Below are 12,946 nucleotides of genomic sequence, written 5' to 3'. Positions count from 1 at the left end.
ACTTAGCGCGAAGCCAATAACTGCAGCAACGACTCGCCGTACCGGTTGGCTTTAATCTCACCAATACCGGGAATCATCAGCAATGCTGCCAGGTCCGTCGGCTGCGCCTCAGCTATCGCAATCAACGTGGCATCAGAAAACACCACAAAAGCCGGGACGGACATCTCCTTGGACATCTCCAAACGCCACTGCCGCAACGCCTCCACCAATTCCGGGTCAGCGGTCGACGGGCAGGACGAACACCGGCCCATGATTTTCTCCGCGCTCCCCTTCAGCGTGGCGCCACAGTTACGGCAGGTGGATTTCTTGCGCTTCGTAGGCGCGGACTGGGCCAGCCCATAGCGTTCGGTGCCCGCATTCAGGAACCTGGACCTGGTTCGGTTAGTGCGGCCACCTTCCTGCCGCGACAGTGCCCAGGACAGCTCGAGGTGTTCACGGGCGCGCGTAATCCCGACGTAGAGAAGCCGGCGTTCTTCCTCCACGTCCTCACTGGTATCGCCCTTACGCACGGCGTGCTGGATGGGCAGGGTGCCGTCGGTGAGGCCCACGAGGAATACCGCGTCCCATTCCAGGCCTTTGGCCGCGTGCAGGCTGGCCAGGGTGACCCCAGCGATCGTCGGGGGCTGCTTGGCGTCGGAGCGGGTCCGCAACTGCCCAAGCAGCCCCGTGATGTCGAGGTCCGGGTTGATGTGCACAAGCTCTTCGCACAGATCCGCCAATGCGCCAAGAGATTGCCACCGCTCGCGGGCTTTGGCACCTTCGGGTTCTTCCTCGGTGAGCCCCAGTGGCTGCAGGACCTGGCGCACAGCGACAACAAGTTCGCCGCCTCGGGGTGATTCGGTTCCCTGCTGTTGCCGGGCGACGCGGATAAGTGCCGCAATCGCATCACGGATCTCTTGTCGCTGGTAGAACCCTTCACCGCCACGAACCTGGTAAGGGATACCGGCCTCCGACAGGGCCTGTTCAAACACCACCGACTGGGCGTTGACGCGGTAGAGGATCGCGATCTCATTGGCTGGTACATCCGAGTCCAACAGCCGACGAATGCGTTTGGCGACGACCCGGGCTTCGGTGGGTTCATCGGTGTACTCAGTAAAGGTCGGCTCTGGCCCAGCCGGGCGCTGGCCGTAGAGTTCCAGGCCCGAACCCGCCAACGCACCGGAGGCTTTACTGATCACCAGGTTGGCGAGTTCAACAACCTGCGGGGTGGAGCGGTAGTCGCGTTCCAGGCGTACTTGGGTGGCGTTGGGGAACCGCTTGGGAAAATCCATGAGGAACCGTGGGGTAGCCCCGGTGAAGGAGTAGATCGTCTGGTTTGGGTCACCGACGACGGTGAGGTCATCGCGCTCCCCCAACCAGGCGTCGAGTACTCGCTGCTGGAGTGGGGTGACGTCCTGGTACTCATCGACGACAAAACTGCGGTACTGGTTGCGGAATTCCTCAGCCACCGCCCGGGAGTTTTCCATTGCCCCAGCGGTGTGCAGCAACAGATCGTCGAAGTCGAGCAGCATGCCTTCCGGCGAGGTTTTTAACTCCTCATAGCCCCGGTAGGCCTTGGCGATTTTATCGGCGTCAACCGGTGCGGGCCGGCCCAGTTCGGCGGCCTTGGCGGCGTAGTTATCGGGTGTGACGAGGGTGGCTTTGGCCCACTCAATTTCGCCAAGCACATCCCGCACGGTTTCTTTGCTGGCATCAATGCCAGCTGCCCGGGAGGCGCGGGCGACGACCGGGAATTTATTGTCCAACAGTTTCCACTGCAGGTCGCCGGCGATCTGGGGCCAGAAGTAGCGCAGTTGCCGAAGAGCTGCGGAGTGGAACGTGCGGGCCTGCACCCCAGGGATTCCCATCCGGGCCAGCCGGTCGCGCATCTCCCCTGCCGCCCGGGAGGTAAAAGTCACCGCCAGGATCTTGTTCTGCCCCACAAAGCCCTGGTCGATGAGGTGGTAGATGCGGTGGGTGATGGTGCGGGTCTTGCCGGTACCAGCACCGGCGAGGATACGCACAGGGCCAAGCGGGGCCGTCGCAGCAGTGAGCTGCTCCGGGTCCAGCCCGGTGAGATTAGCGGGAGGCATCCGCTTCGACTTCGTCGCTGAGCACGCGGCGCACGTACAGCAGGCGGTCACCGGGCTCCACCGACTCACATTCCGGCGAGTCGATGCGGTAGAGCGAACCGGAACGCACCACGCCGAGCACAATATCTGCCAGGTGCCGCGGGCTGGCGCCAATTTCTTCTTCGGTGATGAGGCGCTCCGCAACAGAGAAACCCTCATTCGGGGACAGCAGGTCCTCCATCATCTCCACCACAGTGGGTGTGACTGTCGCCAAACCCAGCATCCGGCCGGCAGTTTCGGACGAGATCACGACCTGGTCGGCGCCGGATTGCTCCAGCAGGTGGCGGTTTTCGGACTCGCGCACACTGGCCACGATGGTAGCGCCGGGGGCCAGCTCACGTACTGACAAGGTGACCAACACCGCGGTGTCGTCCTTATTGGGGGCGACGACAACAGAGCGGGCGCGCTGAATACCGGCAAGTTTGAGCACATCGGATTTCGTCGCCGAGCCATGCACTGTCACCAGGCCACGGTTGGAGGCCTGGTCGAGTACTGCCTTGTCGGTGTCGACAACAACGATCTGGTCCGGGTCGACACCATCGCCCAACATCGCGGCAATGGCCGAACGGCCCTTGGTGCCATAACCAATGACGACGGTGTGATTGCGCACGGTTCTCCTCCAACGCTGGATCTGCAGGGTTCGGCGGGACTCTTCGGTCAGCACAGACAGCGTCGTACCAACCAAGAGGGCCAGGAACACCACGCGCAGTGGCGTGATGACCAAAATATTCATAATGCGGGCATGGTCACTGACCGGGGTGATGTCACCGTAGCCAGTAGTCGACAGCGATACCGCCGAGTAGTACAGGCAGTCCAGGAAGCTCAGTGGTTCGCTGTAGCCATATTTGTCGACATAGACCACCAATGCTGCGCCGAGCAGCAAGATCATCGCGTACCCCAGTCGGCGCACAATCAGCCGCCACGGTCCCTTACGTTCAGGCTCGGGGATGGAAATAACCCCCAGCAGCGCGTGGCCAGGAAGATCGTCGAGCTCGCGCTCCACTCCGAACGTGTTGCTAAGCGGTTCCGACACCGTGTTCCTTCCCTTCGCCTGCGGCAGGATCCACCTCATCGGCAGAAATCCGCACAGTCGCCGCCAACTCTATCGTGCTGGGCAACTCATCGGGCTCCACGGTGAGTCCTTCGCCCACGTAGTGGAATACCGCGCGCACATCCTCAGGCTCCAAAAACTCGCCTGCATCAGCGCGCACCTGCACCCACGCCTGCCGGTAGATCGCCAACTGCAGCGCAGCCCGACGAGCAGCAGCACCACTGGGGGCGCGCCCAGTCTTCCAGTCAACAATGACCCACTGGCCGTCGATACGGAACACCGCGTCGATTCGCCCAATGATGCGCCGCCCACCCAGACCAATATCGAAGGGCACCTCGACGTACTCAGGGACCCGGTCGGCCCACTGACTGTTCAGGAAAGCCTCCTTGAGCTGCTGCAGGGTGCGTTCATCAGTGACGTCCATGCCGGCAATCTCTGCCAGTTCGGTTTCATCAATAACCGCTGTCGCCCCCATCCGGTGCTCCAGCCAGGCATGGAAGGCAGTACCACGCCGGGCATACGGGCTAGGTTTATGCGGCACCGGCCGCAACCTGCGCCGGGCGAAACCACGGGGGTCATCACACTGGGCTTGGACCTCGGAGGTCGACATCTGCACCGGTGCGGCCACATCGATCACATCGCTGCTGCGCCGGGCTCGTTCCTCGAGTACCAGAGTGACGTCATCGGCCCAGACTGCGGAGATATCCCCAGCAAGCGGCTCGGCAGTATGCCCTTCGATGGCTGCGCGCACCTCTGCAGCAGCCTCGGTGAGCTCATCGCGGGTGTCGGCAATTGGGTCATGCGGCCAGACCACACCGTCGGCATGCGTTTGTGGCAGCGGGTCTTCTGGGGCCTCAGTAACCCACGTACTCGCAGCGTCAGGGAAAGCCCGGTAGAGGCCCAGAAGGTGCTCTGATGGGCCATCGGGGGCTTTTTTAGCCCGGTTAATACGGTGCGCGGCGGAGACGAAAAGCTTCCGCGCCGAGCGCGTCACCGCCACGTAGAACAACCGGTCCGATTCACTGCGCTCAATATCTTTCAGTTCCTCCCGGTACGCCTTCACCGCCTTGGTGATATCGCTTTGGTACTCCACCTCGGACAGATCCAACTCAGGAGCCCCATCCAGCGGCGCAGTGCCATCCAGTTCGGTGGGAAGCAATTCTGCCGCCGTCGGCCACGCCATCGGGCGCGGAGCGTCGTACACCGCAGCACACACATGCGGCACAGCCACCACGTCCCACTCCAGCCCCTTGGCTTTATGCACCGTCAGGATCTCTACCCGGTTGCCAGCAACACGAACCTGGCCCGGAGTAAGTCCTCGGTCATGGGCCTCCGCTAATTCCAAATACCCTAAGAACCCGGCCAGGTCACCGCCTTTGCGCCGGGAATAGTCGGCCGCAACGTCGGCAAGCCGGTCGAGATGGACCGTGCGGGACTCATCAGCAGTTGCGGTCTGCACCCGGATACCGAATTCTTCTTCCACATCGGCGATGATGTCCGGCAACGGTTTACGCAACGACCAGCGGCGCAAAGACCGAAGCGAACGACCCAACTCCGCAATGCGCGCAGCACCGCTATCCGAGTAGTCCATACCGGCAAAATCAGGGTCAGCCACAGCATGGCCCAACCCGGCGGCTGGCTCATCGGCTTCCTGGGCAATGGCATCCAGATCATCGATGAGGCGGCGCAGCGGCTCCGCCTCGGGGTCTGCGCGATCGATAAAAGCAGTGCTGTAGCTGGTCAACTGCTTAGCGCGACGGTTAAGTGTGTCAATATCCTTCGCCCCCAGCCGCCAGCGCGGCCCAGTAAGGATGCGCAGCATGGCCTCGTTATGTGCCGGGTCCACCAGCACCTGCAGATAACTGATCACATCAATAATCTCGGGCAAACCCAGCAAACCGCCCACGCCGACGATCTCATAAGGCACCCCCGCCGCAGCCAGGGCCTGCGCAATGGGGGCACAGTCCTTATTGCGGCGCACCAACACCGCAGCGGAAAGCTCCTCCCCTGCCTGCGTTGCCCGCTGGTATTCCTCGGCCAAAACACCCGAGAGCCAATCCAGCTCGGCATCAATATCAGCATGCAGTGCCAACTCCACAGACCCGGCCTCAGCATTGGGCCGCGGCTGCAACGGGTCAACGGTGCGGGTGCGGCCAGCAAATGCTCTGTCTGCGACCTCATTGGCCATCTCCAGCACCTCAGGCGGGTTGCGCCACGACGTAGTCAACTGCAGTGTCGGCGCGGGCTGGCCTGCTTGGGTGGGGAAATCCTCCGGGAATTGGGTGAGGTTGCCGGCAGTGGCGCCCCGCCAGCCATAAATGGCCTGCATGGGGTCCCCCACAGCCGTCACCGGCGCCCCGGCGTATAACGCGCGCAACAGCAAACGCTGGGCGTGCGAGGTGTCCTGGTACTCGTCGAGCATCACCACCCGGTGATACTGCCGCTCAGTGGCACCGACCTCAGGGATCTCGACAGCCAGGCGGGCAGCAAGAGCCATCTGCCGGGTAAACGTGCGCGTTCCCTCCGCGTCGATAGTGCCGTAGAGCTCATCGACTAAAGACAGCAGCGCCAACCGGTCCTTCTGCGCCGCCACAATCTTCCGCAGTTCCTGCGACATGGGTGCGTTTTGACGCTTAGCCGGGGTGCTTTCAATATTGGCGATAAATGCCTTAGTGGCAGCGCGCACCGAGTCGATATCGGCCAACTGGGCCTCAATGCCGCCAGAGAGCTCAATGAGCTTCTTCGTGAGCGTGTCGATTGTCGCCTCAGTTGCAATATGACGCTGCTCGCGCACCACATTATTGGCCAGTTGCCACAACGTTGCGCTGTCGAGCACATCGGCTTGCGGCTCCGTGGGCAGCAGCAACCCATAATTGCTGACCAAATCACCGGCATAGGCGTCATAGGTGGCCACCTGCGGCGCAATGGACTGCAAGGCCTCCTTGACGCTGTCATCGGCGGCGGCGAGGAAAGCCTTCGAATGCGCCAACTGCAATAACCGTTTGCGGATGCGCTGCCCGAGTTCCCGAGCGGCCTTGCGGGTGAAGGTCAGGCCGAGCACCTCATCGGGACGCACGTGCCCATTGGCGACAAGCCACACCACCCGGGCGGCCATCGTCTCGGTTTTGCCGGCACCGGCGCCAGCCACCACGAGCATCGGCCCAGGTGGGGCACCAATGACCGCGGCCTGCTGGGCAGTGGGAGTGTGTTGGCGCAATAGTCGGGCAAGGTCAGTGGGGCTGAACTGGCTCATAGTTGTGCCTCCTGTGCTGGGCAAGCCCGCCGTACCGGGCAGGTCGCGCACTGCGGTCCCGGGGTAGCTAATGCTGTCGGGCCCCGCGAATCCGCCGCCACCTGGACCGCACGGGCACGCCACTGCTGCACCCCATCAGGTGTGAGCTGGGTTTGGCTGCGCACCGTCGGCTGGCCAGCAGAGGTCGCCTGCCGCGGGTACACCAGCTGCGCAGCCCGGACCGGCATCCCAGAACCGCTGACCACACCACGCCCGCTGAGTTGGCCATAATGCAGCGCTAGTTGGTAGGCACCCAGCTGCGGATTGTTCTCCACACCGTGTTCGCCTTTGATCGGCACCGGGTGTTTTCCGGTTTTGATGTCGACGATGGTGTAGCCCTCGTCGTCCTTATGCAGCCGGTCAATTCGTCCCGCAATCACCACGTCCTCAGTAATCGGCACGTCGACGCGGACTTCAGTGCCCACCACGTCGGCAGCAGCAGACCAATCAGCCCAGGTCTGTAATGCCGTGCACCACTCATTTTCGGTGTTCTGCACCGCCCACGGGGGTTCATCAACCAGGCGGTGAATGACATCGCGGAGCTCCTCAGCAGCCTCTGCCAGGCCTACGCCCTCATCGAGGGCCTGGGCCACCCGGTGAAAAACGCTACCCATTGACAAGGCGAGCCCATGCGCGTTGGGCTGCAGCAAAGCCTTCAGCGGGCAATCGAGAATATCGCCGAATCGAGACGGACCCAGCCGCACTGGGCCGGTATGCACTGGCTCATCGGTGCTCACCGGGGCCATTCCCCACCACTGCTCCGGCCGGGCACCGGGCACCCCGTCGGCGGCGAGACGTGCAAGCTGGGTGGCTGCGCGTCTGCGCAATGCCGGGGTGGAACCCACCAGCGCTGCACGTAATTCTGCGGTCAGTGCTGTCTCAGAAAGCAGACGTGGCATGCGTTGTGCCGGTGGGGGCTCAGGCAGGACGATCTCATCATCGGAGTCGAGCGGTGCTGGTTCGCTGCCTGTGGAAGAGGTGTCGGTATCGATGGCTGCGGCTAATTCCGTGATGAAGCGGGATGGTTCCCCCTCCTCATCTGGTGAATTGACGGCCGTGACCAGCACCCTTTGCGAGGCGCGAGTAATCGCCAGGTAGAACAGGCGACGCTCTTCAGCCACACGATCAGCGATCTGGGACACCAATGTGCCCGGCACAATGCCCTTATCAACGAGATCGATAAGTTCCTGCTGGCGCACGATCGAGCCGGTGCGCGAGGTTGTCGGCCAGGTGTCCTCCTGCACCCCGGCCACGACAACCACCTGGAAACTCCGCCCCGCTGCGGCGTGTGCGGACAGTACCGATACCGCCTCCCGTGTGGCACCGCGTCGGTCGCGCACCCCCGTAGGCAACTCCTGTTCTGAAACCGCGGCAATGAAGGCATCAAGCCCCATATTTGGCAGGTCTTCGATGAGGTCACCGGCGAAATCAAAGAGCGTCAAGACAGCATCAAGGTCCCGGTCGGCCGCCGCGCCCGAAGCACCGCCGCGCAAAGACTCAGCGACAAGATGGTCATCCAACCCGGATTTTTCCCACATGGCCCACAGCACCATCTCCACGCCCTGGGGAATAGCTGCCCGGCCCGCCTGCAGTACCTGCAACGGCCGCTCCAGCACCAGCCGCTCACGCGGCCCAAGGCTGGCCAGTAGCTTCTCATCAGACTCGGTGAGCTCAGCGCTAGCCAGAAGTTCCACAATCCGGTCCATAGCCCGTTGCTCCGGGGCGTGCCGACGCACACCACGACGCAACCGGGTCAAGGTAATCGGGTCGGCCTCACCTAGTGGCCCCATGAGCAATTCCTCCCACTGGGCCTCAGTCAGCGCACCGGTCAACGCCCGCATAGCCAGCATTAATGCGGCGACCATGCGTTGTTCGCGCAGCACAATATCGGTGGGGTCGATATGTACTGGCACTCCCGCCCGGGCCAGGGTGCGGTGCAGGGATGACTCAGTGGCCCCGGCGCGCAACAACACCGCCATCTCGCTCCACGGCACCCCGTCGGTCGCATGCGCGCGACGCAACGCATTCGCAATCGCATTATTTTCCCCGGTGCCGGTATCAAATACCGCGATATCGACGCGCGGGGCGATGGCCTGGTCTGCACTGCGCTCATCACGACCGCGCAGCCCATGGCGATGCCCAGTTCCTGGTAGCTGCTGGGCAATGGCGTTACCCGCATACGCCACCGGCGGCGGGCAGCGGAAAGATTTGCGCAGTTCAATGCTGCGGTCGGCGGTGATATGCGAATTGAGGAACTCCGTGGTGGCGCCACGGAAGCCCAGCACCGCCTGGTCAGCATCACCAGTGATGATGGTGGTGCCATTGGGGTGGGCCAAGCGGTCAATAAAACGCCCTGCCTGCGGGTCGTACTGCTGCCCATCGTCAACCAGCAGAACTCGGTGGCGGAACTGCTCGGCCACATCATCGTCGGCATCAAGCTCAGCAATAGCTGCACCGGTGAGTTCGGCAGCATTGACATCTTCTGAGCCCAGCAGGCGCACTGCCTGGGCATAGCGCTGCATAAACTGGCCGACGGCAACCCATTCCGGCACCGAATGCTGCTGCCCCAGCCGCACCAAACCATCTGCGCTTATGCCGCGTTCCTGGGCGCGCAGCATGATGTCGCGAACCTGGCGCGCAAAGCCCACCATGCCCAGCGCCGGGCGCAGCCGCTCCGGCCACACGTCACCGCCGTCTTCTTCCTCACCGGCGAGCAACGTGCGGACCCACGCATCCTGGCGCGCACCCGGCATCAGTTGTGGTTCAGTCTCACCACGCAACACCCGGGCAGCGCGTACCACGGCAAACGCATGCGAGTGCACCGCACGCACCGCCGGAGCCTTACCCGCGTTATCGCGTACGAGCCGGGCAGCGATATCAGCACGCAGGCGTGCTGCCGCATCCTTAGCAGGGGCAACTACGAGAATCTCGTCGGCAGGCACCCCAGCATTGATATAAGCCACCGCCAGATCCACCAGCAGCGCAGATTTACCTGTGCCGGGCCCGCCCAGAACAGTCCACGGCGCACCAGTAACCGGCAAACGCGCATCACCTGGGAATAAGGCGCCGACAGCACCATCCCACGAGCGCGAAGCAGCAGGACTGGGTTCAACCAGTCGCACTCGCGGCGTATTACGCGTCCCGGATTCGCTCATGGCGCCATAGTTTCATACGCCTGGACATTACTAACTAACCCCGCCTGAACAGCGCAAACACCGAAGCAACACGAAATCAGATCAGTTCGCGTCACCCTCGGCACGCACCTGCTCAGCACACGCCGCCTTGACCAGCTCCGCCGCCCGCGACAACCCCCGCCAGTTCGTCAGGGCCGCGTCGGGATGCACAGCGTGAATAAAAAGTCGATACAGCATCGCGCGCAACACCTGCTGGTGCCAGTGCGGAATATGGGTAAAACGGCGCAACAAGCCCTCATCGGCACCACCGAAGATCAACGCATCAACTGCAGCCAACGCCGGGGTATAACCCGCCGGGTGCCAACAAGGCACCAAATCAGTCACCACGGGCACATTCGCACCATCGAAAATGGTGGTCGCCAGAGGGTCGGCATGGCAAATATGTTCCTCAGCGTCGAAATCTCGACGCAACCGCGTCAGCTCAGCGGCAGCAGCCAACGCATCCGCGGCATCCGCGCTGGGCACAGTACTCACATCGAGGACTTTCTCCAGTTCAGCAGCCGGGTCATTCACCCACGCTGCGCGGTCGCACACACCGAAAACATCCTCCGGGCTGCGGGCCAAGAACCGGGGCCGGGCAAGGCCGGAGAGGGCATCTTCGAGCCTGCTGCTGGCCACAATCAGTTCATCAGCGCGCAAAGCCGGAGCGCCGGGGGCGAAATGCCGGGCCTGCCACCCACCAAGAACGTGGCGGCCATCAGTGGTGCGTACCGGGCGGGCAACACTGACCCCGTCGGCGGCGAGGACCTCACGAACCTTCGCCGACCAGGCCGCACGCTGGGAATCAGCTACGCGGGAAACAACGATATTTCCGTACTGGTAGCCGTCATCCCATGCGGGGCCAGCGGGTTCGGGGTTGCCGTAGGCGCCGAATGCCTCGAGCACATGCGGGGGCGGTAGCTGAGTCATGGCACCAAACTTACCGGCCTAGGTCTAGTTGCTGGGGCCACCATGCGGATAGGGCCACGCATTGGGCCGGCAGGTCGCCCCATCGTCGGGGTAGACCATATGACGAGAACGTGCAGCGTTAGGTAAAGGAAGAATCGACATATTTACCTTCCACAAATTCTAACTAGCTGGGCATGCCCTACTCGCCTTGGACACTCTGAACTTTTTTCAGTAAAGCGACCGCAAGGTGCTGCGTGGCGTTAATCGTAATCAACGAAAACACCAATATAATCAAATTTTCACTAACATCCAATTCGTCACCTTCTACACCCCGCAGGACGAAAAGGATAACCAGACCAATCGACACACTTAGAACACCTTCAAAATACCTATCTTCACCAACTCTAGAATCATTACCGAAATCTGGAAAAGCAAACCAAAGAAGCACTAAGTTCACAAATGAAAATAACGCCATTACCCAAACTAAACCATCAGCACTAAAACCCAACTTGTTAGTCATCACACCAAAAGCTAAAAGCATGGCGAAATAAATAAAACCGGCAACCACAGCAAACGCTAAGTAAACGTCTCTTGACTTCCTAAATTTTTGATTCATATCTCCATTTCCCTTCTTAATTAGGCATTGGTAAAATAAGGATAGCTAGATTCATTGCAGATCCAAAACTTCCTAGCACTTATCTATCACACAAGTAGAGCCCCCCACAAGGGGGGCGGAGAAAGATTTTCGTCCCAGCTAAACAGAGTTTGAATCACACAGCCCGATCCGCCACCCGGCAAGCGCCTCCAGCTTGACCAGAATTCGGACTATCGAGAATCCCACTCCAGTTATATGTGCCAACCGGAAGTGTAAAACTACACACCTCTTATCCCACTGATAAGCGAATTAAGAGGCCGCTGGATTGTTCCGGCTACACCTTCGCCTGACGATGCTATAGCCCGCCGTAGGCGCCGAATGCCTCGAGCACATGCGGGGGCGGTAGCTTAAGTCATGGCACCAAACTTACCGGCCCAGGCCTAGTTGCTGGGGCCACCATGCGGATAGGGCCACGCATTGGGCCGGCAGGTCGCCCCATCGTCGGGGTAGACCTCATCGGGGGCGAGCTGATGCAATTCGGAGTTATTTAGGCTCATCGTTTGCTGCATCATTACCGGGGCAAGGGCCCCATCGGAGGGGCAGGCCTCGTGTTTGGCATAGCCCAATGCGTGACCGGCCTCATGGTTAATCAGATACTGCCGGTAGGCGCCAAGGTCCCCAGCAAATGGTTGGGCCCCACGCACCCACCGGGCGATATTGAGCAACACCTGGCCAGGTTCATCGTCGGTGGGCTGGATGCGGCAGCTAGTTTCCACTTTGATTTTGTTGCCACACCGCTTGTGCACGGTATTGACCGTGGTCAGGCGGAAAATGGTGTCCGGGTTGTCATCAGGGTTGACGTGTGTCACGGCGAAGCGTTCATTACTCGTCCAACCACGCGGGTCAGTCAGCGTCGCATCGATCATCCGGGCAAAAGCGTCCGCGCCGCCGACTGTGGCGGCATCAATGCCATCCTCAATCTGGATGGCGTATCGGAAAGTGGTGGCTGTGCCCTGCCCCGCCGAGGCTCCTGCGGTTCCGACGGTGGTGAACGCGCCGGTTCCGTTTTCCGGCACCGGCGGTCCGGGCGGCAACTGCCCTAGCTCAAGTGCCTGGTCGTAATTGCCTGTCGGGATGGCCCCGGGCAGGCCGGTATCCACTACGCTGTGCTCCCCGGCGGGCTGGGGGTTGTCTCCAGTGCCACGAATCACGTCGGTGACCACCCAGGCGGTGGCCACAACCAGCACCGGGATGACGTAGGCCCGCCAGCCCAGTGTGCGGGCAATGCGCACTGCTGTGGGTTCTGCGTGGTGCGGCGGCGGTGCTTGCCGACGTTGGCGCGGTTGCCCAGGCACACGCGGCTGCCGGGGCCCGCGCGGTTCCCGCTGTTCCCGCGGGTCCCGCTGCAGGCGTGGGTCGCGTGGGTCCCGGCGGGGGTTGCGGCGCGGTTCCGGTCGGCGTGGTGGGTTCATTGCTGGTGTGGGGCAACCGTGGTGTGCGGTGTTTAGGAGACGAAGCCGACCTTGCGGGCAGCAGCCGGGCCGAACTGTACGTATGCGATGTGTTCGACGCGCACGAGGTGGCGGCGATCCGTGTTGTCGGTGAGCTCAATGACACCGGTGCCCGACGTCAGGGCGGAGTTGATCCGCTCCCGGGCTTCCTCGCCATCCCGGACGCCGGTGACGGTGAGCTCGCGAGGGACATTGACGAAACCGAAAGTGATATCCATGGCGGCAACTATAACCACCCAATCCGACCATTGGTGAGCTGCGGGTTAGGATATGCATTACAAGCCGCAACTCAGTAAAGGAGACC

Annotated in this window: 8 protein-coding genes; all 8 read right to left on the bottom strand. The window is 61.8% G+C overall.

Translation table 11 applies throughout. From position 1 onward, the window contains the following. Positions 1–2: 2 nt before the first annotated feature. Positions 3–2,072: an ATP-dependent DNA helicase UvrD2 gene (locus tag KRX51_RS02770; protein WP_218361417.1), complete on the bottom strand. Its 2,070-nt coding sequence runs from the start codon at positions 2,070–2,072 to the stop codon at positions 3–5. Further along, the gene (locus KRX51_RS02765) at positions 2,059–3,144 is read right to left on the bottom strand and encodes a TrkA family potassium uptake protein (protein ID WP_370624994.1); all 1,086 of its coding nucleotides are present in this window, start codon (positions 3,142–3,144) and stop codon (positions 2,059–2,061) included. The genes KRX51_RS02770 and KRX51_RS02765 overlap by 14 nt, the downstream gene beginning before the upstream one ends. Next, positions 3,128–6,415 (bottom strand): UvrD-helicase domain-containing protein, encoded by a 3,288-nt coding sequence (locus tag KRX51_RS02760; RefSeq protein WP_218361415.1) that lies wholly within the window; start codon positions 6,413–6,415, stop codon positions 3,128–3,130. Before KRX51_RS02760 ends, KRX51_RS02765 begins: the two co-directional genes overlap by 17 nt. After that, on the bottom strand, positions 6,412–9,609 hold the full coding sequence (locus tag KRX51_RS02755; protein WP_218361414.1) for an ATP-dependent DNA helicase: 3,198 nt from the start codon (positions 9,607–9,609) through the stop codon (positions 6,412–6,414). The genes KRX51_RS02760 and KRX51_RS02755 overlap by 4 nt, the downstream gene beginning before the upstream one ends. A gap of 81 nt (positions 9,610–9,690) precedes the next feature. After that, entirely contained in the window at positions 9,691–10,557 is an 867-nt protein-coding gene (locus tag KRX51_RS02750; RefSeq protein WP_218361413.1) for a TIGR02569 family protein, read from the bottom strand. A 178-nt stretch (positions 10,558–10,735) separates the two neighbouring features. Continuing rightward, complete coding sequence (locus tag KRX51_RS02745) at positions 10,736–11,152, bottom strand: hypothetical protein (protein WP_218361412.1); 417 nt, start codon at positions 11,150–11,152, stop codon at positions 10,736–10,738. Positions 11,153–11,571: 419 nt separating this feature from the next. Continuing rightward, a complete protein-coding gene (locus KRX51_RS02740) occupies positions 11,572–12,603 on the bottom strand; it encodes a DUF3152 domain-containing protein (RefSeq protein ID WP_218361411.1) in 1,032 nt (343 codons plus the stop codon). Positions 12,604–12,635: 32 nt separating this feature from the next. Continuing rightward, a complete protein-coding gene (locus KRX51_RS02735; protein WP_218361410.1) occupies positions 12,636–12,860 on the bottom strand; it encodes a DUF3107 domain-containing protein in 225 nt (74 codons plus the stop codon). Positions 12,861–12,946: the final 86 nt, after the last annotated feature.

Origin of the sequence: Corynebacterium sp. TAE3-ERU12 (genome assembly GCF_019209905.1) — a bacterium.
Lineage (GTDB): Bacteria > Actinomycetota > Actinomycetes > Mycobacteriales > Mycobacteriaceae > Corynebacterium.
The sequence above is the reverse complement of the archived record's forward strand: the minus strand, read 5'-3'. Positions and strand labels throughout refer to the sequence as shown.

What these genes read in the sequence shown, in the direction of transcription:
- KRX51_RS02770 (WP_218361417.1), bottom strand. Translation starts at nt 2,072, where the DNA reads ATGCCTCCCGCTAATCTCACCGGGCTGGACCCGGAGCAGCTCACTGCT.
- KRX51_RS02760 (WP_218361415.1), bottom strand. Translation starts at nt 6,415, where the DNA reads ATGAGCCAGTTCAGCCCCACTGACCTTGCCCGACTATTGCGCCAACAC.
- KRX51_RS02755 (WP_218361414.1), bottom strand. Translation starts at nt 9,609, where the DNA reads ATGAGCGAATCCGGGACGCGTAATACGCCGCGAGTGCGACTGGTTGAA.
- KRX51_RS02750 (WP_218361413.1), bottom strand. Translation starts at nt 10,557, where the DNA reads ATGACTCAGCTACCGCCCCCGCATGTGCTCGAGGCATTCGGCGCCTAC.
- KRX51_RS02745 (WP_218361412.1), bottom strand. Translation starts at nt 11,152, where the DNA reads ATGAATCAAAAATTTAGGAAGTCAAGAGACGTTTACTTAGCGTTTGCT.
- KRX51_RS02740 (WP_218361411.1), bottom strand. Translation starts at nt 12,603, where the DNA reads ATGAACCCACCACGCCGACCGGAACCGCGCCGCAACCCCCGCCGGGAC.
- KRX51_RS02735 (WP_218361410.1), bottom strand. Translation starts at nt 12,860, where the DNA reads ATGGATATCACTTTCGGTTTCGTCAATGTCCCTCGCGAGCTCACCGTC.